The following is a 22,610-nucleotide window of genomic DNA, read 5'->3' as shown; positions in this document are numbered from 1 at the left end:
AGATCAACGTTCGTCGTAGCTGACGACAACACGCTGTGTGAGCGGCCGCGCCTGGCACGTCAGCACAAAGCCCTGCTGGATCTCCCAGTCTTCCAGCGTGAAGTTCTTCTCCATCTCCACTCGGCCTTCCAGCACCTTGGCGCGGCACGTGCAGCACACACCGCCCTTGCACGCATAGGGTAGGTCCAGCCCGGCACTCAACGCACTGTCGAGTACCTTGGCGTCACCCGCCATCGGCACCTCGTGCGACTTGCCATCGAGCACCACCGTCAGTGCTACATCGCCAGCAACGGCCGCACGCTTACGTGCCTTCGCCGATTCGGTCGACGCATCGCCCACCGGCACGCCAAAGCGTTCAGCATGCACACGCTCGCGCGGTACGCCGCGCTCCAGCAGTGCAGCCTCTACGGCGTCGATCATCGTGGAAGGGCCGCAGATGAAGGCCGCGTCGATATCGGCGGGGGGAATCAGCGCATCCAGAAAGGCGTGCGCCTTCGCACCATCCAGCCGTCCGTTGAACAGCGCAATCTCCTGCGCTTGGCGCGACAGCACGTGGTACAGCGCAAAGCGGTCGAGGTAGCGGTCTTTCAGGTCTTCCAGCGTTTCACCAAAGATGATGCTGTCGACGCTGCGATTGCCGTAGACCAGCGTGAAGCGGCTGTGCGGCTCGGCGGCCAGTGTGGTCTTGATGAGCGAGAGGATGGGTGTGATACCACTGCCCGCGGCAAAGGCGACGTAGTGGCGCGCGCTTTCCGCAGCGAGCGGCACGTAGAAGCGGCCGTCGGGCGGCAGCACGTCCAGCGACTGCCCTACACGAATGCGGTCGTGCAGGTGGTTGGAGAACACACCTGCGTCTACACGTTTGACTGCCACACGCAGCTCGCCATGCGCGTCGTAGTCCTGCACGGAACAGCAAATGGAGTACGAGCGCCGCACGTCATCCTGCCCTTGTTCGGGCACCGGCATGCGCAGCGTCAGGAACTGGCCCTGCGTGAAGCGATACGCATCACGCAGGTTGTCCGGCACATCAAAGCGAACGGAAATCGTATCGGCCGTCTCGCCGCGCACCTCAGCAATACGCAGCGGATGGAATTGCGGGGTCATGGTGGTCGCTCTGTGAGGCCTTAGTAAGGCTTGAAGTAATCGAACGGCTCGCGACACGCGCGGCAACGGTACAGCGCCTTGCAGGCCGTCGAACCGAAGGCGGAGATGAGCACCGTGTCGTGCGAGCCGCATTGCGGGCAGGCGATGTGCTCGCCCTGCGTGGGACGCATCAGACGGATCGGGCGCGCATCTCCCACCGTCACCACGTGGGCCGGCGGCGCAATACCGAAGTCTCGCAACTTGCGGTGCCCATCGGATGTGATCCAATCCGTCGTCCATGCTGGCGAGAGCACGGAACGCACGCGATAGGCACCCACATCGGCCGCCTGCAGTGCGCGGCTCGCATCGTCGGCAATCTGATCCATCGCCGGGCAGCCGGAGTACGTGGGCGTGATCGTTGCCACCAGCGTGCCGGTAGCGTCGATCTGTACATCGCGCAGGATGCCCAGCTCGGCAATCGTGACGATGGGAATTTCCGGATCGGTCACCGCATCCAGCGCCGCACGCGCTCGAGCGAGCCGCGTGGCAATGTCGACGGAGACGGCAGGCTCAGCTACCACGATGCCCCCGGAAACTGACGTGCCAGCCCCTGCATTTCGGCCAGCAATGTGCCCATGTGCTCGGAGTGCACGCCCTGCTTGCCGGTGCTGACGTAGGCGCCGGGCTCAGGCAAGGTTAGCGTCGCCTCGGCCAGCGCGTCGTTCACTGTGGCTTCCCATGCCTCACGCACATCGGTAGCCCGCACGCCAATGCCGGCATCGGCCACGGCATCCTCTACCGCGTCGGTGGCAAAGAACTCGTTGGTGTACGGCATCAGCCAATCCAGCGCGCGCTGCGCACGTGCGTGCGACGCTTCCGTTCCATCGCCAAAGCGCACCAACCAGTCACGCGTATGTGCGAGGTGATAGCGCATCTCCTTGACCGACTTGGCGGCAATGGCGGCCAGTTCGGCATCACTGGACGCGGTCAGCGCCTCCCACAACGGCACCATCAACGCCGCATACAGGAAGTGGCGAACGATGGTGACGGCATAGTCGCGCGCAGCGGCGGCTGTGGCAGCCAGCGGCCCCACATGCGGCAGTTCAAGCAGCGTGTAGTTGCGGAACGCGGGCTCGGCGCGCCAGTAGGCGTAGTCGTCTTCGCTGCGTGCCGTGCCCGTGAGCGAGCCTTCGAGCTGGCCTGCGTGCGTATAAAGCAGCCGCGCCTGACCGATCAAGTCCAGACTCAGATTGGACAGGGCGATGTCCTCTTCGAGCACCGGGCCGTGCCCCGTCCATTCAGCGTTGCGCTGGCCAAGGATCAGGGCGTTATCGGCAAGACGGAGGATATATTCCAGATGTGCATTGGAAGTCATCGCCACGGCTCACATGTGGTTGACTTCATCGGGCAGCCGATAGAACGTCGGGTGCCGGTAGATCTTGTCAGCCATCGGGTCAAACAGCATGGGCTTGTCGTCGGGCTCGCTGGCGGTGATGGCGGCCGAGGGCGCAACCCAGATCGAGACGCCTTCCTGCCGGCGCGTGTAGACGTCGCGCGCCATCTGCAATGCCTGCTTGGCATCCACTGCATGCAGGCTGCCGCAGTGCTTGTGCTCCAGCCCCTGCTTGCTGCGGATGAACACTTCCCACAGCGGCCATTCGTGTTGATGCGTGGTTGTCGTCATGTCGATTTCTCAGGCAGCTTGTTCGTTGGCAACAGCGCGCTCGGCCTGCTTGCGCGCATAGGCGAGCGCGGCTTCGCGCACCCATTCGCCTTCTTCATGGGCGCGTTTGCGGGTGGCAAGGCGCTCGCGGTTGCACGGGCCATGGCCGTCGAGCACGCGCTTGAACTCGGACCAGTCGAGCGGCGAGAAATCGTAGTGACCGCGTTGCGCATTCCACACGAGGCCCGGATCGGGCAGCGTCACGCCCAGTACACGTGCCTGTTCGACGGTCGCGTCGACAAAGCGCTGGCGCAAGTCGTCGTTCGAGATGCGCTTGATGCCCCAGGCCATGGTCTGCGCGCTGTTGGGCGACGCCGTATCGGGTGGGCCAAACATCATCAGCACCGGAAACCACCAGCGGTTGACGGCGTCCTGCACCATGTCGCGCTGCGGCTGCGTGCCGCCCATCATGGTCAGCAGCGATTCAAAGCCCTGGCGCTGGTGGAACGACTCTTCCTTGCAGATGCGGATCATGGCTCGCGCATAGGGGCCGTACGAGCAACGGCACAGCGGCACCTGGTTCATGATCGCCGCGCCGTCCACCAGCCAGCCGATCACGCCCACATCCGCCCAGGAAAGCGTCGGGTAATTGAAGATGGACGAATACTTGGCGCGCCCCTCGTGCAGCGCATCGATCATCTCGTCGCGCGTGCTGCCGAGCGTTTCTGCGGCAGAGTAGAGATAGAGACCGTGGCCTGCCTCGTCCTGCACCTTGGCCAGGAGGATGGCTTTGCGCTTGAGTGACGGCGCGCGGCTGATCCAGTTGCCCTCGGGCAGCATGCCGACCACCTCCGAATGCGCATGCTGCGAGATCTGCCGCAGCAGCGTCTTGCGGTACGGCGCAGGCATCCAGTCCTGCGGCTCAATCTTGTGGTCTGCATCGATGCGCGCATCGAAGCGCGCCTGCAACGCGGCTTCGCCTTGCGGTACAGCAGCCAACTCTTGCTCAGTGGGCAGGCCGCCGGGCTGGTCCAGGCTTTGGGTGTACATGCGATCCTCCGGCCGCTCTTGCGTGATGTGCACGGTGCGTCATCTGCGCCATGCTGGGGCTGGATCGATTATAAACCGTCCGACCGGTCGGTCAATGACGAATTACGCCGCACGCCTCGATTGAGACATGCGGTGTATCCAGCTTAGATGTGGGCTGCGGAGGATGCCTCGCCCTGCGCCTGCGGATGTGCGCGCGTACGCACGAAGGCACCAGCCAGGGCGGAGGCCAGTACAGCAGCAATGGCGCCCAGCAGGAACGCCAGGTGATAGCCACCGTTGAGCGCGGTGGCCGCATCAGCACCCGCTACCGCAAGATTGTCAGTGCGTGCGGCCGCCAAGCTGGCAAGGATCGCGAGGCCCAGCGCGCCACCCATCATGAACGACGTGTTGACCACGCCCGAGGCGAGGCCTGACTCATCCGGTGCGACATCGCTCATCGCTGCCAGCAATACCGGATTGAAGGCCACACCTGCCCCCAGGCCCAACAGCAACATACCTGGCAGCACATCCAGGATGAAGCTGCCGCCAGCCGGTGCGCGCGCAAACAGCATCAACCCAACCGCCGCCACCAGCAAACCCAGCGACAACGGCGCGCGAATACCGAAGCGCATCACCAGCTTGGCCGACAACCCCAGCGAGAACACCGCCATGATGATGTTGGCCGGCAGGAACGCCAGCCCCACCTGCATTGCGCTGTAGTTCAGCACGCGCTGCATGTACAGCGCCGAGATGAAGAACCACGCGAACATTGCCGCAGCCCACAACACACCTACCACGTTGGCGGTCGCCACATTGCGCAGCGCGAACATGTGCAGCGGCATGAGCGGATGCGACACGCGCGATTCGATGACGAGGAAGGCAATCATCAACGCGACGGCAACACCCAACTGAGCAAGCGTTTGCGCGGAAGTCCAACCCACTTCGTTGCCATGCACGATGGCGTATACCGCCAGCATGAGCGACGTCGTCACCGCAATCGCGCCCGCCACGTCCAACTTGGCGCGATCTGCCAGCGGCTTGCCGGCGGGCAGCAGCGCCACGCATGCGGCGTACACCGCCACACCAATCGGCAGGTTGACCAGGAAGATCCAATGCCAGCTCAGCGCGCTGGTCAGCAGCCCACCCAGCAACACGCCGATACTGCCGCCGCCCGCGCACACAAAGCCGTAGATACCCATCGCCTTGGCGCGATCGGCCGGCGAGGTGAACAGGTTCATGATGAGCGACAGCGACACCGCCGATACCACGGCCCCGCCCAGCCCCTGTACGGCGCGCGCCGTAATCAGCAGCCCCTGCGAGTTCGCCAACCCACACGCCGCTGAAGCCAGCGTGAACAGCGTGATCCCCAGCAGGAACAGCTTGCGATGGCCAAACAGGTCACCCAGTCGCCCGCCCAGCAGCAGGAAGCCGCCAAAGGTCAGCATGTAGGCGTTGACCACCCACACCAGCGAGGTTTCGGTAAAGCCCAGATCCGCCCGGATGGACGGCAGTGCGACGTTCACGATGGTCGTGTCCAGCACGATCATCAGCACGCCCAGGCAGAGCACGATGAGGGCAAGCCAGCGCTTGCGTTCGTCGATGCCATGCGTCATGGAACCACTCCTTGGATGCGCCGCGGCCTCGCTCAGGATTCCGCAGCCGATTTGAGATTGGCGAGACCGGCCTCGAAATCCTTGCCGATCACCGCGTCCATACTGAAGAACAGGCCCATCACCTTGGAGATGAATGGGCTTGGGCCATACATGGCCCAGGTCACATGGGTGAGATCGCCCTTAGGCTGCAACGTGAACTCTGCTGTGTTGTGGGCTTCGAACGGTTTCAGAAAATCCAGCTGGATCTGAATGCGCGCGGGCGATGCGGTATCGACAATCTCCATGCGCCCAGCGCCCACCTTGCTGGAACCCTCCCACGCATAATTTGCGCCCTTGCCGTTGGTCGGACCACCGTAGGTGCGCTTCATCGCGGGGTCGAGCTTTTCCCATGGCGACCAGGCAGTCCAGTGGTGGAAATCGTCGATCAGGGCAAACACCTTTTCAGGCGGCGCCTTGATGTCGATCTCGCGCTGCACGCGAAAACTGTCCGGGCGCGTGGCAGCAAAACCAAGCACGGCAACAATGGCAACGACGATGACGATCGCAATGATCTTCAGCATGAAGACGGTCTCCAGAAAGCGGGGCAGCAGGTGAATGGACGCCTTCGCGCAGAAGATGCGAAGGGTCGCGGCCAGAGCAGCCGGTCACCCAGGGGTGGTTTCGTTGATTATTAGTAAGGCCCCGGTGAAAGCGCAGTCTAGCACCGGATTGTCACACCATGCCAAGGCAAACTTTCCTACGGCTTTGCGTAGAACGGCCACCGTCGGGTGGCCGTCGTCTCGTGCACAGGTGCGATGACGTTGTGGTTACATCGGCTTGGGTGCAATCACCATCCACTGCACGCCAAAACGGTCGACCACCATGCCGAAGGCGTTGGCGAAGAACGTTTCGGACATCGGCATCGTGACTTGGCCGCCATCGCCCAGCGCCTTGAACGTGCGCTCGGCTTCAGCCTTGTCGGCCACGCTCACCGACAACCCAAACCCCTTGAAATCGGCCTTGCCCGAAGCCATGCCATCGGACGCCAGCACCTGCGTTTCACCCACGCGGAAGGCCGCGTGCATCACCTTGTCGAGCGGAGGCGCCATGCCGCCGCACTGCTCGGCGGTGGGTTGTGCATCCTTGGGCGCATCCTTGTAGCGCATCATCACGTCAACTTTGGCGCTCAGCGTCTTTTTGTAGAACTCGAGCGCTTCCTCACAACGACCTTCGAAGAACAGATACGGTTGAACTTGCATCACAACTCCTTGGGGCAGGGACTGCAAAGCCACGTGTTGTTTCACGCGGTCGAGGGAATCATCTCAATCAACTGCACGCCGGTTCGGGCACCGGCATCGGCACCGATGCGTGCTCGTGCACAACCTGCCAGCGGCCATCAATCTTGCGGAAGCACACCGTGGCGCGCGTTTGCGCATCGTGCTTCGCGCCATCGCGATAACGCGCGCGCAGGCGGTTCACGCTGAAGCAATAGGCCAAGTAGCCGCTGACCTCAAGGTGCAGCTCGATAAACTGGAAATCGGCCTGCCCTTCCAGGGCATCAAACCAGCCCTGCCAGTTGCGACGGTATGCCTCGGCACCCTTCACGAACAGCGGCGGCATGACATCGAACACCACCACATCGGGTGCGTAGTAACGCATCACTGCGTCCACGTCCTTGGCGCGCACGGCGGCGGCCCACGCTTCGATCAGCGCACGCAACTGCGCCTCATCATTCGTGGTGTTTGTTGCAGTTGTCATGTCGGCCTCCAATGAAGAAAAAGCGCCTTGGAATCTACGGCAACAGCGTGTAGTGTTGATTTGTGAACGCTGTCCACAAACGATAGCAGACATAATGAACAGTGTCCACATAAAGCTTGCGGAGATTGCATGACCCAGGAACCACCCCGCCCGCCAGCGCGATCGACCTATCGCCACGGCGATTTGAGGCGCGCACTGCTCGACGCCGGCATTGAGCTGGCGCGCACCGGCGGCCCCGATGCCATCGTGCTGCGTGAAGCAACGCGCCGAGCCGGCGTCGTGCCGAACGCGGCATACCGGCACTTCGCCGGGCGGCTGGATCTGCTGCAGGGCGTGCGCGCGGCGGCGCTCGCTGCACTGGCGCGCGCGATGGAAACGGAACTGGATGCCATCGACCCGACCTGGCCGGACGACGCACAGGCTCGCGCGTCCTTGCGCGCCATCGGCGTGGGCTACCTGCGCTTTGCGCAAATGGAGACCGGCCTGTTCCGCACCGCATTTGCCGTGCCCGATGAGGTTGAGAACGACGCCGACCCAGACAAGGCCGGCAACAGCGGCCTGAACCCGTTCCAACTGCTGGGCTTGGCCCTTGATCGCATGACCGCCGCCGGCGTGCTGCCTGCGGAGCGCCGCCCAGGCGCCGAATACCTCGCATGGTCTGCAGTGCACGGGCTTGCGCTACTCATCATCGATGGCCCGCTGCGCGGCCGCCCGCCCGAGCAGACGGGCGCCATCGCCCTGCGCGTGGTGGAGATGGTCGAGAACGGCCTGTAGCCGTTTCTGCGCGCAGGTTCTGACGACATGCGCAACGCTTCGTTCGCCCGCACCGCCTTCAATGCAACGATGACAGCCTCGTCGCGCCCGCCCACCCGGCGGTGGCGCGCACCGATCAACCGGAGCCACCCTCCGCGACCAGGATGTCAACGTGACCCAAATCCACCTCGAAACGGCGCCCGTACGCTACGGCGCGGCGCTGGAGAAAGACCTGTTCGACCGCGTCGCCGCCGTGCACGCGCAGCACCTGCCGCCCTCGCGCACCGAGCCGCCGCGCGATGCGCAAACGCCGGAAGAATGGGAAGGGGTAATCGACTATGCGGTCTGGAACGCCGCGCACGATCTCTTCATCGTGCAACTGGCAAGCGCCGGGCTGGACCGGCTGTTCCGCGACGAGCCCGACTTCCAGCTCGCGCTCTCACGTCAGATTGGTGATGACGGTTTTCACGCCGTGGCCTCGCGCGAGCGCATCCGCGCGCTGTCGGGGCATGACCAGATCGAGCGCATCGCGCAGGACGTACGCCACCACTGGAACATCCTGGGCGACTACCCGCTGACCAGCCAGGCCGCCTTCCTCGCGTGGGAGTTCCACTACGAGCACCACATCCTCGCGCGGCTGCAGGTCAACCGGCGCACCTCGCGCGTGCTCGATCTCGCCAACCGCGACTTTGCCGAGAACCGCATCATGCCGGACGAAGAAGTGCACCGTATCCTCATCACCGAGTGGTGGCACAACAAGCTCAATGCTGCGTCTGACGCGCAGCGCGAACAACTCGTCGGCGAGGTACTGGAAGCCGATGACAAGCTGCAGGTGCTGCTGGGCGATTACCTGCGCGAATCGTGGGCGTTGAACGAGCGCGCGGCAGGCATCGACACACGCCAGCACATCCCGCTCTATGACGCATGGCGGCGCGAGATTCTTGGCGTGTTGCTGCAGCGTCCTGCCGATACGCTGCCCACCCTCACCAGCCTGGGCGCCTGAGCACGATGGCCAAGAAATCGATCCTGCTCAACGCGTTCAACATGAACTGCGTGGGCCACATCAACCACGGCCTGTGGACCCACCCACGCGACCGCTCGGCCGACTACCGCAAGCTCAGCTACTGGACAGACCTTGCCAAGCTGCTGGAGCGCGGTCTGTTCGACGGCCTGTTCATTGCCGATATCGTGGGCGTGTACGACGTCTACCAACAATCGGCGGACCTCACGCTGCGCGAGTCGATCCAGTTGCCGGTGAACGATCCGCTGATGCTCGTCTCCGCCATGGCAGGCGTGACGGAACACCTCGGCTTTGGTCTGACCGTCAACCTGACGTACGAGGCGCCCTACCTGTTCGCACGGCGCTTCTCCACGCTCGACCACCTGACCGACGGCCGTGTCGGCTGGAACATCGTCACCGGCTATCTGGACAGCGCTGCACGCGCCATGGGCCTGCGCGAGCAGATCGCACACGACGAGCGCTACGACCGTGCCGATGAATTCCTCGACGTGGTCTACCAGCTCTGGGAAGGCAGTTGGGAAGACGATGCCGTGCTGCGTGACCGTGCAGCGCGCGTGTTCGCACAGCCCGACAAGGTCCACCGCATCCACCACCACGGCCGCTATTACAACGTGGAGGGCTATCACCTGAGCGAGCCCTCTCCACAACGCACGCCGGTGCTGTTTCAGGCGGGTTCTTCTGCGCGCGGGCAGACCTTTGCCGGGCAGCATGCGGAATGCGTTTTCCTGTCGGGCCAGAGCCCCGCAGCAACACGCGATCAGGTCGCACAGTTGCGCCGAGCTGCCGTACAGGCGGGGCGTCGTGCCGACGATGTGAAGGTCTTCATGGGCATCACAGTCGTAGTCGACAAGACCGAAGCGCTGGCCCGAGAAAAGCTGGCCGAGTATCAGCGTTACGCCAGCGCGGAAGCCGGCCTCGCACATTTCTCGGCAGGCTCTGGTGTCGACTACTCGACCTATGCATTGGACGACCCGCTGCGCGCGGTGCAAACCAATGCCATCGAGTCATCCATACGCCGCGCAACCGGCGGTGACACGCAGTTCACCGTGCGCCGCCTGCTTGATCAACTGGCCCTGGGCGGCCGCTACGCGACCATCGTCGGAGACCCGCAGCAAGTGGCCGACGCCCTGCAGCACTGGATGGACGACACCGACATCGACGGCTTCAACCTGGCGCGCACCGTGACGCCGGAAAGCTATGCCGATTTCATTGACCTGGTGGTACCGGAGCTGCAAAACCGAGGCATCTACAAGACCGCCTATGCGCCGGGCACGTTGCGCGGCAAATTGTTCGGCCACGACCGCCTACCCGCCACCCATCCGGGCGCGCAGCGAAGGTGGCAGCCCGCAGCTGAAACAGCGGCGCAGCCATTGGCGAGCCACGCTTGGTGATCGCAAAGCCTCCCCGGACGACGCACGCCCGCCCCTGATGGAATAACCGCCACGCCCAAGGTGTTTACTATTCGGATGCGGCCCGCGTCGACACCGGAGGATGGCCATGCAGACTCAACTCACCAAGTGGATCGGAATTGGAATGGGCGCCGCTGCGCTCGCGCTGGGCGCCTGCGCGTCGCTGGAGCCCGTGCAGACGGCGCAGAAGATGATCGGCCAACCGGAAAGCGCTGTGCGCACGGCCTTTGGCGCGCCCACTGAAACGTATCAGCTTGCCGGCGGCGCCCAACGCTGGATCTATTCGAAGCAGCCCATGGGGCACGACGTCTATGCGGCGGATTTCGACAGCGGCGGCAAGCTCACCAACTTCCGCCAGATGCTGACCGAGAAGGAAATCTACGAAGCACGCCCGGGTGTGTGGACCAAGCATGACGTGGCCGAGCGCTTCGGCATGCCGCGCGAGCCGAAGCAGTACTACCCGCTCATGAAGCGGGAAGCATGGTCATACCGGATGTACGTCGCCGGTTATCAGCAGGCGCACTTCAACGCCCTCTTTGACGACAACGGTGTGCTGGATCGCACGATGATCGTCATCGACCCGCTTGGCGGCGACGGCCACCACAGCCGCAAGTGATGTTCAGGTGATACCCGGCGGCACATTGCACGCCGCCGGTCATTCGTACTGTTTAGCCCAGTGCCGAAGCAATCGCCTGGGCCAGTTCATTGGCCTCGAACTTGGCGACGTAGCCATTGGCGCCCACGCGGCGCACGTGGTCCTCATTGGCCGAACCCGACAGCGACGAGTGAATCACCACCGGAATCGACTGGAACGCCGGTTCGGTCTTGATCTTGCGCGTGAGCGTGAAGCCGTCCATCTCAGGCATTTCCAGATCGGTCAGCACCAGCGCGATCTTGTCGCGCACGGTCTTGCCTTCACGGGCGGCGTCGCGCGCGATGTTCTGCAGCGTGTCCCACGCTTCCTGGCCGCTCTTGGTCATCACGTACGGTGTGCCCATGGCTTCCAGACCGTTGGCGATCAACGTACGCGCCAGACCAGAATCATCCGCCACCAGCAGCTTGGCGCCCGGCGGCAGCTTGATCGGGCGCTCGTCGTTATCGGGCGCCAGATCGGTGCGGCGGGTCGGGAACACGTCGACCAGGATCTGCTCAACATCAATCACCTGCGCCAGGCGCGAGTTGTCGGCATTGCCGTCCAGGCGCGCCAGGCTGGTGATGTTGCTGCTGCCGACGCTGGCCTCGGCCGGGAAGATCTGGCTCCACTCCAGGCGAACAATCTCGTCCACCTCTTCCACCGCAAAGCCCTGGGTGGAACGCGCGTATTCCGTAATCAGCAGGATGTTGGCGTTGCTGTTCTTGGTGCCGATCACGCTGGCCAGGTCGATCACCGGGATGATCTGGCCGCGCACGTTCACCGCACCCAGGATGTGGGCGCCGGCATCCGCCACGTGCGTGACAGGCGGCATGACCATGATCTCGCGCACCTTGAACACGTTGATGCCGAACATTTCGCGTTGGTTGGATCGCGCAGATTCGCCCAGGCGGAACAGCAACAGTTCAAAGCGGTTGTTGTTCGTCAGATTGGTCCGTTCATCGACTTCCAGTTGCGACATCGTCTTCCCCCGTTCAAGCACACGTTATGTGGCGGTAAACGGCAGGCTGCCGGGCAACTTGAAGGGATTTACGAATGTGAACGCCACGCCCTTCCAGCGTGGGGGATCCGCCGCCTAGGCAACCTTCACGTGCGCGACCAGAAAGTCCAGAAATGCCCGTACCCGCGCCGGTAAATGCGCGCCCTGGCCGACATAAACGGCGTGAATATCTTCGGCTTCGCCGGGGTTGTAATCCTCCAGCACCGGTACGAGGCGGCCTGCATCCAGATCCGCACGCACCTGAAACTCGGCCAGCCGCGCCAGGCCCAGGCCAGCCACGGCCACCGCGCGTAGCGCCTCGCCATCGCTGATTTGCGTGTTGCCCTGCGGCATGACCTCGGTGCGGCGGCCCCGCTTGGTGAACGGCCAGCCATTGACCGCGCGCACGTAGCTGAAGGCCAAGCAGTTGTGGTTTGCCAGGTCAGCCGGCGTGCGCGGCGTACCGGCCCGTGCCAGATAGGCGGGTGAGGCTACGATCATCAGCCGGGTCTGCCCGAGCTTGCGCGCGACCAGCCGGGAGTTCCTCAGCGGCCCGCTGCGCAGCGCAACATCGGTGCGGTCTTCGAGCAGATCGATCACCCGGTCCGTCAATGCAATATCGAGCGACACCTGCGGATGACACGCCAGAAACGCCGGCACGATCGGCAGCAGCAGGTGGGTGCCGACCGGCAGATTGGAGTTCACGCGCAAACGCCCCGATGGCTGCGCACCGGATGAAGCCTCGCGCTCGGCCTCGTCCAGATCGGCCAGCACCGCCACGCTGCGCTCATAGAAGGCCGCGCCCTCCGGCGTGAGCTGAAAGCGCCGCGTTGATCGATTCACCATCCGCGCGCCAAGCCGTGCCTCCAACCGCGCCACCAGCTTGCTCACCGCCGATGGCGTCATCCGGCACGCCCGTGCAGCAGCGGAAAAACCGCCCTGCTCCACCACCCGCACGAAGACTTCCATCTCGCCAAAGCGATTGACATCGAGCCGCGACATTGTGATTTCAATTCATAGATGTTGTGCTTATAGGCAGTCTATCGCACAAGACACAGCGTCGACATACTTGGCCGCATCCCGCAATTGCGGCCAGTTCTTGAGGACACCTGACCATGCCTGTGGCTTTACTCGCCCTGACCGCCGGCGCCTTCGGCATCGGCGTGACGGAATTCGTTTTGATGGGGTTGCTGCTGGAAGCCAGTGCAGACCTGCATGTCACCGTTGCGCAGGCGGGCCTGCTGATTTCCGGCTACGCGTTCGGCGTGGTGCTGGGTGCACCGGTGCTGACAGCGCTCACGGCCCGCTGGCCGCGCAAGGCCGTGCTGCTGGGGCTCATGGCCATCTTCACGGTGGGCAACGCAGCCTGCGCGCTGGCGCCCGACTACGCACTGCTGATGGCCGCCCGCGTGCTGACCGCGTTTGCACACGGCACGTTCTTCGGAGTCGGCTCGGTGGTGGCCACCGGCCTGGTGCCGCCCAACCGCCGCGCCTCGGCCATCGCCATCATGTTCACGGGGCTCACGGTGGCGTCCATCCTGGGCGTGCCGCTGGGTACATGGCTGGGCCAGGCGTATGGCTGGCGTGCCGCGTTCTGGGCCATCGTGGCGATTGGCGTGGTAGCGCTGGTCGTCATCGCCCGCTTCGTGCCGCACGAACCCGCCCCGCAGGATGCCGGCGACTGGCGCCAGGACATGCGTGTACTGATGCGCGGCCCCGTGCTGCTCGGGCTGCTGACCACGGTGCTCGGCTATGCCGGCGTGTTTGCGGTGTTCACCTACATTGCGCCACTCATCATTGAGGTGACGGGCTACACCAGTGCGGCCGTCTCACCGGTGATGCTCGTATTCGGCGGCGGGCTCATCGCGGGCAACCTGATCGGCGGACGACTGGCAGACCGGCACCTGCGCGGCACGCTGGTCGGCACCCTTGTCGCCCTGGCCGTCACGCTCGCGCTGATGACGTTTGCCGTGCATGACAAGGTATGGGCCGTGGTGTTCGTAGCGCTGCTGGGCGCAGTGGCCTTTTCCACCGTGCCGCCGCTGCAGATGTGGGTGCTGGAGAAGGCGCACGGCGCCGGCCAGAGCATCGCGTCGAGCTTCAACATCGCCGCGTTCAACCTGGGCAATGCGCTGGGGGCATGGGTGGGCGGTGTAGTCATCTCGCATGGCCCGGGGCTGACCGCCCTGCCTTGGGTGGCCGCCCTGGCACCCGTCGGCGCGCTTGTTCTCGTCGTCATCGGCCTGCGCCTGCATGGCGCCGGAGATGCTGCACAGCACCCGCAAACCGCGTGATCGATCACGCGCCAACATTTCACTGCACACCATCATGACTGCACAGCACAAAGTCGCGCTCGTCGTCGGCGCGCAAGGCGTGATCGGCCGCAACCTGATCGACCACCTCGCCACGCTGGACGACTGGCGCATCGTCGGCCTGTCGCGCCGCGGTGGCGAATCGACCGAGCGCATCCGCCACATCGCAGTGGACCTGCTCGATACGGCCGACACTCGCGCCAAACTCAGCGCACTCAACCACGTCACGCATATCTTCTACGCCGCCTACCAGGACCGCCCTACTTGGGCTGAACTCGTACCGCCCAACCTGGCCATGCTGACCAACGTGGTCGACGCCATCGAGGCTGTGGCGCCCAACCTCGCGCACATCAGCCTGATGCAGGGCTACAAGGTCTACGGCGGCCACCTCGGGCCCTTTAAGACCCCGGCGCGCGAAACTGATGCGCACTTCATGCCGCCCGAATTCATGTTCGACCAGCAGACCTTTCTGGAGACACGCCAGCACGGCAAGGCGTGGACATGGTCAGCCATCCGCCCGTCGGTGGTCGGCGGCTTTGCGTTGGGCAACCCGATGAACCTGGCCGTGGCCATTGCCATGTACGCGACGATGTCGAAGGAGCTGGGTCTGCCCCTGCGCTTTCCCGGCAAACCCGGCGCGTACGACCACCTGCTGGAGATGACCGACGCGGGCCTGCTCGCCCGCGCCACCGTATGGGCCGCCACCGACCCGCGCTGCGCCAACCAGGCCTTCAACATCAACAATGGAGACCTCTTCCGCTGGAGCGAAATGTGGCCCAAGATCGCGCGCTACTTTGATCTGGAAGTCGCCCCGCCGCTGCCCCTGTCGCTCGACACTGTCATGGCCGACAAGGCACCGCTGTGGCAAAGCATGATCGCCAGACATGGCCTGGCCGACACGCCGTATCACGACGTGTCTTCGTGGCGCTTTGCCGACTTCGTATTCTCGTGGGACTACGACATGTTCGGCGACGGCTCCAAGGCACGCCGCTTGGGCTTTCATGAATACGCGGAGACAGAAGCGATGTTCATGCGCATCTTCGACGACCTGCGGCAGCGCAAGATCATTCCGGCGTAGAGCGTCCGGATGCCTCTGCCGGCCCCATGAATTGGCCGATCGGGCTAGGTGGATGTCCCGACTCGGGTTTCCTCAAGAAGGGTCGATATAGTGAAGGCGGGACGGTAGCTCATGGGTCGAGCAGCGACGGTTTACCGACGCAGGCAGGCAGGTTCAAGTCCTGTACGTCCCACCACATCAAGGTCCAACGTTGAACACCGAAATCCGGAAAATCGTTGTACCACAAGGCTTTACGGGCAACTCATTGTCCGCTGCTGTACGCTGGTGTGCGTTGGCAACCAAACCGTTCTGGGGGCAACATTGGGGATAGCTCCCCACCTCCAGAACGAGTTGCCCCCATGTATCTAACAGATGTAACAGTCCGCCAGACACGTCCCTCCGAAAAAACGCAGCGCCTCTTCGACGGCAATGGCCTCTACCTTGAGGTATCGCCGAACGGAGGAAAATGGTGGCGCCTCAAGTACCGGATTGACGGTTGTGAGAAGCGTCTGTCACTGGGCGTGTATCCAGACGTCACGCTCAAAGATGCACGCACCAGAACGATCGCTCTACGCGAGCAGATCGCGAAAGGCATCGACCCCGGCCACGCTCGCAAAGTCGCCAAGCACCTTGGGCAGCTTGCTGCGGCAAATTCATTTCAGGCAATAGCGACCGAGTGGTTCGAGCGCTTCAAGTCGACCTGGTCAGACAAGCACGCCGAGAACACCTGGAGCCGATTGAAGCGCTTCGCCCTCCCTATCATCGGCCGACGCCCAGCCACCACTGTGGAGCCGTCGGATGTGCTGGCCATCATCCGCAAGATCGAGCAACGCGGCACGATCGAAACAGCGCACCGCGTCAAAATAGCGATTGGGCAGGTGATGCGATACGCGGTGGTAACCGGCCGTGCCCAACGAGACCCGACGGCGGACCTGCGAGGCATGCTGACACCGAGCATGGTTAAACACTTGGCGGCCATTGTCGATCCTCGTGAGGTCGGAGGTCTGTTGCGCGCGATCAGCGGTTACCCAGGCAGCTTTCCTGTAGCGTGTGCCCTTCAGTTCATGCCCATGGTCTTTCAGCGACCGGGAGAGGTACGCCTCGCTGAATGGAGCGAATTCGATTTTGAGAACGCGACATGGCAAATCCCATCGGCCCGAATGAAGCGGGCGAAGAAGCTCAAGGCAAACGGCGAGGATCACATTGTGCCGCTTTCCCACCAAGCCGTCGGGCTTCTCCAAAACCTGTATCGATATACCGGCCACAGCCGCTACCTGTTCCCTTGCATCCGCAGTTCCGGCCGTCCCATGAGCAACGCCACGGTCAATGCCGCGCTACGCCGCCTGGGTTATGACGGAGAGACGATGACCGGCCACGGCTTCCGTGCGATGGCGCGCACGATCCTTGATGAGGTGCTGAACGTGCCGCCAGCCATCATCGAGGCGCAGCTTGCCCACGTTGTGAAAGATACCAATGGGCGCGCATACAATCGCACCAGGTTTCTTCAACAGCGGCGCGAGATGATGCAGCAGTGGGCAGACTACCTGGACCAGCTCAAGGGCTCAGAATAGGCGGGCACGCCAAGGTCCCTTCCGTGAACTCATCGGCGTATTGGCAATGGCGCAAGCTCGGCGATCCCTTGCGCAGTTTCGTCCATGAGGCGACGGTCAAATGGACACATTGCGCTGCCCTCACCAATTTGCAGACTCCGTGTACCGGTTCCATGCCCTTGCATCGAGCAGGGATGCACGCCACACCTTCGCGGGCAGGCACAGCGCGCAATGCTAGTGTGGTGACGATCAAATCGGTGATGTCGATAAGACGGATTTCAGATCAACGAACGCGGAGCTGCAATCGATGGCGCTGCCAGTGCTAGGCGTTCCTGTGACCGTCACGTCGTTGATGGACGATGTAATGATCGACGAGGCAAAACTGACCGGCCCAGCCCCCAGCTTGAAGTGCGTTGCGGCAGGAGTCGTGGTCGGACCGCCATTGTGCCCCGCAGCAAACCTCGGCTGCGCGCCGTCGAAGACCACGTTATCCAGCGTAATGGTCAGCGGATTGTGCTGGCCGTTGAGTGCATAGCCCACAAATACCACGTTACCACCCATGTACTTGGTGCTGCCCAGATTGTGGAATCCCTGCATCGCGATGTTAGTGAAGCTCGGGAACAGCGAACCTTTCGAGCCGCTGTAGAACGGGTCGAACGTCAGCGGCGAGCTTACGTTGCGCACGCAGATCTGCTTGTAGGTCACGTTGTCCACGGTGCCACCGTGTGACGAATCAGACTTGATGCGCAACCCACCGCTGGTGCCGCTATCAAGGCCATCGATCGAAAGATCAGTGACCGCAACATTGCTCACTCCCGCGTTGGTTTCGGACCCTATGGACAAACCATGTCCGTAGTAGAAATGGTTGTGCGCGTACGTATGATTGGTCACGCCCGGACTGCCGCTGGATTTGATCGCTACGTGGTCATCGCCCGCACTGATGTACGAATAGGCGAGTAACACCTTGCTAGAGTACCCCGTGTCGAGACCGTCAGTGTTCACCGCCGTGTCGGGCGTGAAACAGGTGGCGGGTGTGACCTGATCCGGAGTGGTACCGCTTGGGCAGGCATAGTGTGACTTGGTGTAGGCTAGGCTCGGCGTCAAGATCTTGATGCCCCAGGCCGTCAAGCCGGTCACGCCATAGGCCCAGATGTGGAAATTGGGTGAATTCTGCAAGGTGATACCGTGCAGCGTGAAATTGCTGCCGTTCTGGATCTGCACAATCCGCGGGTTTTGCTGGTTCAGGCCGTTGGCCCGGTTCTGCCAGGCCACGTCCCACCAAGTGCGCGCACTGGCGTTGGCACCGCCTGTCAACAGGCTGCCACCACGGCCGTCAATGATGCCTCCGCCTACGATGCCGCTGTTCGACGTTTTGTTCGCCAAGATCAGCGGATTGCACGACTTGGTGCTCGACTTGGTGGCCGTGCCGCAAGTGCCCACGCCGTTGTCATAGTCCTTCGGGTTGCGCGAGGCAAACAGAGTGACACCCGTATCGACCCACAGAGTCACGCCGGATTTGAGCTTGAGCGGACCCGTGATGAACGCGGTCTTCCCGCTGGATCCCGCTACCAGCTTGACGGCCTGGCCGGACGGGCACGCATCGATGGCGGCCTGGATGCGCGAGGTATCCGGCTTTGAATTGGAGGGGTTACTGTCCAGCGCGTCGACCGAGCCGTTTTCTGGCGCGAGCGTGGCGACCAACGGGTTGCCGCAAAGGGTGGCCGGGTAGCTGGGTTCAGACACCGTGCCCCATTGCGTCGTGACAGGGGCATCCGCAGCATGCGTTACTGAGGAAGCAACCGCCACGATGATAGGAATAAGAAGTTTGGCAGGAATGTGCATGAGTGGACTCCAAAGAAAGGCAATTGCCCGTCGGCGCGGCGATCTCGCCCCAACGTGGGGACCATTCCCCACGATGCAGGAAAGACTGGGCGCCTAACGGCCGCACAAGCATCCCCCACGTCCCCAGAGCACATTCTGAACTTTCCTCAACGCATGACAGCGGGCGACGGCCTCCCGATGTCCCGTACCGTCGCCGCGAGCGCGGTGCCACAAGCTCTTCCGTTGAACTGTCGCCTTCCCGTAAGCTCACTCCAGGCAAAACCAGAGGTCTCCGGGCAAACTAGCCGCAAGGAGATCGAAGGTGCGCAAGAGCAAGTTCACCGAGAGCCAGATCGTCGCGACGCTGAAGCAGGTCGAAGGCGGTCGGCAGGTCAAGGAAGTATGCCGGGAGCTGGGCATATCCGAAGCGACCTACTACGTGTGGAAGTCGAAGTACGGCGGGATGGAAGCGGCCGACGTGCAGCGGCTTTGGGACCTTGATGCTGAGCACAACAAGCTCAAACGCATGTACGCCGAGCTGGCCATGGAGAACCATGCGCTGAAGGACGTGATCGCAAGACAGCAGTAAACCCGGCGCACAAGCGCCCGCTCGTGGCGTGGTTGATGGAGTGTCACGGCTGGAGCGAGCGCCGGGCCTGTACGGCGATTGGATTATCGCGGTCGACGGCGCGCTACCGGCGCCGGCCGGACCGAGACGAGGAGGTGATCGCGCTGCTCGCCGAATTGGTTGAACGTTTCCCCGAGCGAGGCTTCGGCAAGCTGTTTCAATTGATTCGGCGTCGCGGCCGGGTGTGGAACCACAAGAGGGTCTGGCGCGTGTACTGCCTGATTGGATTGAACCGCCGCCGTTGTGGCAAGAAGCGGATTCCGAGCCGGTCCCCGCAGCCGCTGGTCGCGGGAGAGCAGATCAACCGCAGTTGGTCGATCGACTTCATGTCCGACGCCCTGTGGGATGGGCGGCGCTTCCGCACCTTTAACGTCATCGACGACTTCAGCCGCGAAGCATTGGCCATCGAAGTGGACCAGAACCTGCCGGCCGCCCGCGTGATTCGCACCCTGGAGTGTGTCGCTGCCTGGCGCGGCTACCGGGACAAGCTTCGCCTAGACAATGGGCCGGAGTTCATTGCGTTAGCGTTGGCGGAATGGGCCGAGAGCCACGCCATCTCGCTGGACTTCATCGAGCCGGGGCACCCGATGCAGAACGGCTTCATCGAACGCTTCAACAGCGGCCATCGATGCGGCGTGCTCGACATGCACGTCTTTCGCACGCTCAACAAGGTGCGCGAGCGCACCGAGCAATGGCTCTCCGATTACAACCAAGAGATTCCCCATGACAGCCTCGGCGGGCTGACGCCTGCCGAATTCCGCATTCACAAGACCCCGGGGACCTCTAACTTAGCTTGGCACTGATTTGTAGGGAGTCAACAGTCAACGATCAACACCTCATCGTCCGCACCAAGCTTCTCGACTACATACTCCCGCAGTACGTCACGCGCTTCTTCCGCGTCCCACTGCGCGCGTTCCAATAGATGTTGCACACCGTCCGGGCTCGCTTCGCCAATCCATTCGGCCAATTGCCAGCCATTCTTACGCTCCACCGGGCTCAGAAGCCCACTCAGGTAGCCCAAGGCCCGCTGCCGTGGCTCTGAACGCTTGAACAGCTTCCCCAGTCGCTCGTGCAACCCTTCCAGCTCTCGCTCCCAGCCCCTCAACGTTCCTTGCATCAGCCCATGTTCGTCCTATCAGACATGCCCAACATCATAGGCGAGAAAGTACGGCTAATAGGCAACCTGTCAGAACTATCCAGGCCAATTGCAAACCGCCTTGCGCTGCATCAATGATGCGCCAGCGTTTTGTTTGCCGCTTAGCCAAGCGGGTGGATCACCTCTTCGGTTTAGACAACGCAGCATCGAGCTCGGGCGAGGCGTGCGCTGACCGGCGCACCAGGCGGGTGCCTCGCTCGAGGCCTGATTCCATGGCAAGCGCGCGTGCCGGCATCCGGCCGGGTTACGGTGCCGTGCTCCCGATGTCGGCCATGTCGCAATGAAGCCTGATCCACCCCAGCCGGCTCATTTCCTCGACCAGCGTGGCTACAGGTGCAGAGGCTTCGCTGACCGGGCACTTGGCGGCGTCGGCGAAGAGGCTGACCAAGTCCGCCAATGTTCGAGGCTGGCTGAGCGCCTGGAAAGGACGCGCGCCGATCGGTTGAGACGGGCCGCAGTCAGCGTCTGGTCATCGATGACGAGCGCCCCAGCATCCGCCTCCTCTTGCACATGGAGATTGCTGGCGAGTTGCATTATCTTCCCGGACGTGGCCTCGGTTGCATGTCGGTCACAGACAGTCAAGTCGCGCCTCCGTGGAGATGAAGTCGAAGTGCATGCCATTCAGGCCGTTTCCAACACCGATGTGGATGCCGGTGGCGCCTTCGTTGAGCACTCTGTTGAGGCTCCAGTCCACGCGGCCCAACGGCAAGGCCCCGGTGCCGACGGCCACCTCGGTCAAGGCGGCGCCGTATTCCGGCCCGCTGAGCGCGTCGATCTCGTCCGCCCACTCGCCGAAGCCATCGACGATCCGGTTATCGCAAATCGTGACCTGGAAAGGGCATGCCCTGCGGAGTTTGTCAGCGACGTCCGCTGCCGCAGAAAAAGACGATGCCCTGGCGCCCCGGATTTCGCGGTGCTTTGCGACCAGTACCGAATCGACCCGGACCAGGCCGGACACGGACATCGATGCGTCGAGGTTGCCCGCCATGTCGGTTGGCGACATGCCGACTTCGAAGTAGTTGCCAAGGGCCGCGTGTTCATCGTGCAGCAGACTCATCCGCGTGCGCCCCACCACGTGGAGCGTATCCGGCAGCCGAACCTTCAATGCGGTGTCCGGCCCTGTCATGGTGATTTCCTCGCGGGCCATGAGCAGGCGCGTGATGACCCGGCGGTTCATGGCCACGGACTGGAAAACATCGACTTCCGAAAACATCTCGACGGAGTATTTCGGTGCATCGAGATCAGATGAAAAGGACGCGAGCGGCAGCCACAAGACAGCGGTCTCCGACCATGTGTCGCGCAGTGCCTGGCGGGATGGAACACGCTCCCAATCGAGCGGCACAGTGAGAGCCCGCCGTGGGACTTCAATATCGCCCGCAGCAATTTCATCAAACGTCACGGCTCGAATGTCGCGGGTCGCCAGCCACTCCGCCAAGCGCCAATCGTCCGTCACGACGGCTGCTTCTTCGCCGGCAAAGATCGTCTTCAGGTTTCTTGTCAGCCCAGCGCGCATGTCGCACCTCGCGGGTCGGATTCGGCCTCGTGATTGCTGGACAAGCCCACATCGAGGCACGGGCACGACGCGACGTCTCCGACGTTGGTTTTGACGATCGCCGCACGTTTCCGCTGAACGTCCGTTCCCGCACCCTGTTCAGACGAGGGGCGGTATGTGCTCGCATCGGGCACCTGAAGTGCGCGCCCATACATGTCCCCATCAGTCGCATAACCTTCGGCAATCCATATGCGTCTGGACATTCCTGACCTTTCGTCGGAAGTGTGAAACAAGAGAGAAGCTGATGCCATTTTGAAATGTGCACCAGCAAGACAAACAACGGCCTAGACGCCTAAGAATCAGAGCCCGTTGTAGATGATGGCAAAAACGGGCTTCGTGCTGACCGCATTCAGGCCCAAACCGATCGTACCTTGGGAATCGTCAAGCGAGCCGAGCAGCGTAATCGTCGGGATTTCGACGGTGCCCTCGGACGCTCGGGCGATTTCTTGCCGTTCTGTCATGCGTGCATTCATTTTCTTTTCTCCTTAACAAGGATGATTTGTGGGTGGTGTGGGCCGATCATAACTTCAGCATGTCCACGATTTGCGACTGTGCCACCGGCGATGTTCCAAGACAAGATTCCCCACAACGCTTT

The 22,610-nt window shown here is 62.8% G+C and carries 22 protein-coding genes and 1 pseudogene; 8 read left to right on the top strand and 15 right to left on the bottom strand.

The features are described from left to right. Positions 1–3 precede the first annotated feature (3 nt). From paaE to PI87_RS25800, 9 genes are all read right to left on the bottom strand, one after another. Positions 4–1,104, bottom strand: a complete 1,101-nt coding sequence (gene paaE, locus PI87_RS25840) for a 1,2-phenylacetyl-CoA epoxidase subunit PaaE (RefSeq protein WP_039600601.1) — start codon at positions 1,102–1,104, stop codon at positions 4–6. Between the two features lie 20 nt (positions 1,105–1,124). Then, positions 1,125–1,664, bottom strand: a complete 540-nt coding sequence (paaD, locus tag PI87_RS25835; RefSeq protein ID WP_039600600.1) for a 1,2-phenylacetyl-CoA epoxidase subunit PaaD — start codon at positions 1,662–1,664, stop codon at positions 1,125–1,127. After that, a complete protein-coding gene (gene paaC, locus PI87_RS25830) occupies positions 1,658–2,458 on the bottom strand; it encodes a 1,2-phenylacetyl-CoA epoxidase subunit PaaC (RefSeq protein ID WP_039600599.1) in 801 nt (266 codons plus the stop codon). The genes paaD and paaC overlap by 7 nt, the downstream gene beginning before the upstream one ends. A gap of 9 nt (positions 2,459–2,467) precedes the next feature. Continuing rightward, positions 2,468–2,767 carry a 1,2-phenylacetyl-CoA epoxidase subunit PaaB gene (gene paaB, locus PI87_RS25825; protein ID WP_039600598.1) on the bottom strand — a complete coding sequence of 100 codons (300 nt, stop codon included), beginning with the start codon at positions 2,765–2,767 and terminating at the stop codon, positions 2,468–2,470. A 9-nt stretch (positions 2,768–2,776) separates the two neighbouring features. After that, positions 2,777–3,796, bottom strand: coding sequence for a 1,2-phenylacetyl-CoA epoxidase subunit PaaA (paaA, locus tag PI87_RS25820; protein WP_039600597.1), 1,020 nt, complete (start codon positions 3,794–3,796; stop codon positions 2,777–2,779). A 143-nt stretch (positions 3,797–3,939) separates the two neighbouring features. Next, complete coding sequence (locus PI87_RS25815; protein WP_039600596.1) at positions 3,940–5,388, bottom strand: DHA2 family efflux MFS transporter permease subunit; 1,449 nt, start codon at positions 5,386–5,388, stop codon at positions 3,940–3,942. A 32-nt stretch (positions 5,389–5,420) separates the two neighbouring features. Continuing rightward, positions 5,421–5,948: an SRPBCC family protein gene (locus PI87_RS25810; protein WP_039600595.1), complete on the bottom strand. Its 528-nt coding sequence runs from the start codon at positions 5,946–5,948 to the stop codon at positions 5,421–5,423. Between the two features lie 246 nt (positions 5,949–6,194). After that, a complete protein-coding gene (locus PI87_RS25805) occupies positions 6,195–6,626 on the bottom strand; it encodes a VOC family protein (protein ID WP_039600594.1) in 432 nt (143 codons plus the stop codon). A gap of 67 nt (positions 6,627–6,693) precedes the next feature. After that, positions 6,694–7,125, bottom strand: coding sequence for a YybH family protein (locus PI87_RS25800; protein WP_039600593.1), 432 nt, complete (start codon positions 7,123–7,125; stop codon positions 6,694–6,696). Positions 7,126–7,254: 129 nt separating this feature from the next. Here PI87_RS25800 and PI87_RS25795 point away from each other — a divergent pair, with 129 nt between their 5' ends. The 4 genes from PI87_RS25795 (at position 7,255) to PI87_RS25780 (ending at position 10,924) form a co-directional block, all read left to right on the top strand. Next, positions 7,255–7,899 carry a TetR/AcrR family transcriptional regulator gene (locus PI87_RS25795; protein WP_039600592.1) on the top strand — a complete coding sequence of 215 codons (645 nt, stop codon included), beginning with the start codon at positions 7,255–7,257 and terminating at the stop codon, positions 7,897–7,899. A 151-nt stretch (positions 7,900–8,050) separates the two neighbouring features. Then, complete coding sequence (locus PI87_RS25790; protein WP_039600591.1) at positions 8,051–8,881, top strand: hypothetical protein; 831 nt, start codon at positions 8,051–8,053, stop codon at positions 8,879–8,881. A 5-nt stretch (positions 8,882–8,886) separates the two neighbouring features. Further along, positions 8,887–10,290 (top strand): LLM class flavin-dependent oxidoreductase, encoded by a 1,404-nt coding sequence (locus tag PI87_RS25785; protein WP_052321776.1) that lies wholly within the window; start codon positions 8,887–8,889, stop codon positions 10,288–10,290. Between the two features lie 106 nt (positions 10,291–10,396). Beyond that, on the top strand, positions 10,397–10,924 hold the full coding sequence (locus PI87_RS25780) for a hypothetical protein (protein ID WP_039600670.1): 528 nt from the start codon (positions 10,397–10,399) through the stop codon (positions 10,922–10,924). Between the two features lie 52 nt (positions 10,925–10,976). On the opposite strand, the gene PI87_RS25775 is transcribed toward PI87_RS25780, so the two are convergent. Together PI87_RS25775 and PI87_RS25770 are read right to left on the bottom strand one after the other, a co-directional pair. Then, positions 10,977–11,921, bottom strand: a complete 945-nt coding sequence (locus tag PI87_RS25775; protein WP_039600590.1) for a chemotaxis protein — start codon at positions 11,919–11,921, stop codon at positions 10,977–10,979. Positions 11,922–12,035: 114 nt separating this feature from the next. Beyond that, positions 12,036–12,941 carry a LysR family transcriptional regulator gene (locus tag PI87_RS25770; RefSeq protein WP_039600589.1) on the bottom strand — a complete coding sequence of 302 codons (906 nt, stop codon included), beginning with the start codon at positions 12,939–12,941 and terminating at the stop codon, positions 12,036–12,038. 113 nt (positions 12,942–13,054) lie between these two features. Here PI87_RS25770 and PI87_RS25765 point away from each other — a divergent pair, with 113 nt between their 5' ends. The 3 genes from PI87_RS25765 (at position 13,055) to PI87_RS25750 (ending at position 16,879) form a co-directional block, all read left to right on the top strand. Then, positions 13,055–14,233: an MFS transporter gene (locus PI87_RS25765; protein WP_039600588.1), complete on the top strand. Its 1,179-nt coding sequence runs from the start codon at positions 13,055–13,057 to the stop codon at positions 14,231–14,233. 34 nt (positions 14,234–14,267) lie between these two features. Further along, positions 14,268–15,329: an SDR family oxidoreductase gene (locus PI87_RS25760; RefSeq protein WP_084210108.1), complete on the top strand. Its 1,062-nt coding sequence runs from the start codon at positions 14,268–14,270 to the stop codon at positions 15,327–15,329. Between the two features lie 338 nt (positions 15,330–15,667). After that, the gene (locus PI87_RS25750) at positions 15,668–16,879 is read left to right on the top strand and encodes a tyrosine-type recombinase/integrase (RefSeq protein WP_039600587.1); all 1,212 of its coding nucleotides are present in this window, start codon (positions 15,668–15,670) and stop codon (positions 16,877–16,879) included. 228 nt (positions 16,880–17,107) lie between these two features. Here the strand turns inward: PI87_RS25750 and PI87_RS25745 are convergent, their stop codons facing one another. Further along, a complete protein-coding gene (locus PI87_RS25745) occupies positions 17,108–18,700 on the bottom strand; it encodes a glycoside hydrolase family 28 protein (RefSeq protein ID WP_039600586.1) in 1,593 nt (530 codons plus the stop codon). Between the two features lie 301 nt (positions 18,701–19,001). On the opposite strand from PI87_RS25745, the gene PI87_RS28855 reads away from it, so the two are divergent. Beyond that, positions 19,002–20,110, top strand: a protein-coding gene (locus PI87_RS28855; protein ID WP_157003249.1) for an IS3 family transposase whose coding sequence is annotated in 2 segments (ribosomal slippage) — positions 19,002–19,263 and positions 19,263–20,110 — 1,110 coding nt in all. Because the reading frame shifts where the segments join, the coding sequence is not laid out codon by codon here. Positions 20,111–20,127: 17 nt separating this feature from the next. Here PI87_RS28855 and PI87_RS25730 read toward each other — a convergent pair. The 3 genes and pseudogenes from PI87_RS25730 to PI87_RS29500 form a co-directional block, all read right to left on the bottom strand. Beyond that, positions 20,128–20,424 (bottom strand): annotated as a pseudogene (locus PI87_RS25730) (transposase); the annotation flags it as partial. Between the two features lie 607 nt (positions 20,425–21,031). Further along, positions 21,032–21,976, bottom strand: a complete 945-nt coding sequence (locus tag PI87_RS25720) for a hypothetical protein (RefSeq protein WP_039600584.1) — start codon at positions 21,974–21,976, stop codon at positions 21,032–21,034. A gap of 338 nt (positions 21,977–22,314) precedes the next feature. After that, the gene (locus PI87_RS29500; RefSeq protein WP_198139630.1) at positions 22,315–22,488 is read right to left on the bottom strand and encodes a hypothetical protein; all 174 of its coding nucleotides are present in this window, start codon (positions 22,486–22,488) and stop codon (positions 22,315–22,317) included. Between the last annotated feature and the right edge of the window lie 122 nt (positions 22,489–22,610).

Origin of the sequence: Ralstonia sp. A12 (assembly GCF_000801955.1) — a bacterium.
Taxonomy (GTDB): domain Bacteria; phylum Pseudomonadota; class Gammaproteobacteria; order Burkholderiales; family Burkholderiaceae; genus Ralstonia.
Note: the sequence above shows the minus strand (reverse complement) of the source record. Positions and strands in the feature narration are given on the sequence as shown.

Excerpts from the sequence above, each read along its gene's own strand:
- paaE (WP_039600601.1), bottom strand. The coding sequence starts at position 1,104 with ATGACCCCGCAATTCCATCCGCTGCGTATTGCTGAGGTGCGCGGCGAG.
- paaC (WP_039600599.1), bottom strand. The coding sequence starts at position 2,458 with ATGACTTCCAATGCACATCTGGAATATATCCTCCGTCTTGCCGATAAC.
- paaB (WP_039600598.1), bottom strand. The coding sequence starts at position 2,767 with ATGACGACAACCACGCATCAACACGAATGGCCGCTGTGGGAAGTGTTC.
- paaA (WP_039600597.1), bottom strand. The coding sequence starts at position 3,796 with ATGTACACCCAAAGCCTGGACCAGCCCGGCGGCCTGCCCACTGAGCAA.
- PI87_RS25815 (WP_039600596.1), bottom strand. The coding sequence starts at position 5,388 with ATGACGCATGGCATCGACGAACGCAAGCGCTGGCTTGCCCTCATCGTG.
- PI87_RS25810 (WP_039600595.1), bottom strand. The coding sequence starts at position 5,948 with ATGCTGAAGATCATTGCGATCGTCATCGTCGTTGCCATTGTTGCCGTG.
- PI87_RS25805 (WP_039600594.1), bottom strand. The coding sequence starts at position 6,626 with ATGCAAGTTCAACCGTATCTGTTCTTCGAAGGTCGTTGTGAGGAAGCG.
- PI87_RS25800 (WP_039600593.1), bottom strand. The coding sequence starts at position 7,125 with ATGACAACTGCAACAAACACCACGAATGATGAGGCGCAGTTGCGTGCG.
- PI87_RS25795 (WP_039600592.1), top strand. The coding sequence starts at position 7,255 with ATGACCCAGGAACCACCCCGCCCGCCAGCGCGATCGACCTATCGCCAC.
- PI87_RS25785 (WP_052321776.1), top strand. The coding sequence starts at position 8,887 with ATGGCCAAGAAATCGATCCTGCTCAACGCGTTCAACATGAACTGCGTG.
- PI87_RS25780 (WP_039600670.1), top strand. The coding sequence starts at position 10,397 with ATGCAGACTCAACTCACCAAGTGGATCGGAATTGGAATGGGCGCCGCT.
- PI87_RS25775 (WP_039600590.1), bottom strand. The coding sequence starts at position 11,921 with ATGTCGCAACTGGAAGTCGATGAACGGACCAATCTGACGAACAACAAC.
- PI87_RS25770 (WP_039600589.1), bottom strand. The coding sequence starts at position 12,941 with ATGTCGCGGCTCGATGTCAATCGCTTTGGCGAGATGGAAGTCTTCGTG.
- PI87_RS25765 (WP_039600588.1), top strand. The coding sequence starts at position 13,055 with ATGCCTGTGGCTTTACTCGCCCTGACCGCCGGCGCCTTCGGCATCGGC.
- PI87_RS25760 (WP_084210108.1), top strand. The coding sequence starts at position 14,268 with ATGACTGCACAGCACAAAGTCGCGCTCGTCGTCGGCGCGCAAGGCGTG.
- PI87_RS25750 (WP_039600587.1), top strand. The coding sequence starts at position 15,668 with ATGTATCTAACAGATGTAACAGTCCGCCAGACACGTCCCTCCGAAAAA.
- PI87_RS25745 (WP_039600586.1), bottom strand. The coding sequence starts at position 18,700 with ATGCACATTCCTGCCAAACTTCTTATTCCTATCATCGTGGCGGTTGCT.
- PI87_RS25720 (WP_039600584.1), bottom strand. The coding sequence starts at position 21,976 with ATGCGCGCTGGGCTGACAAGAAACCTGAAGACGATCTTTGCCGGCGAA.
- PI87_RS29500 (WP_198139630.1), bottom strand. The coding sequence starts at position 22,488 with ATGAATGCACGCATGACAGAACGGCAAGAAATCGCCCGAGCGTCCGAG.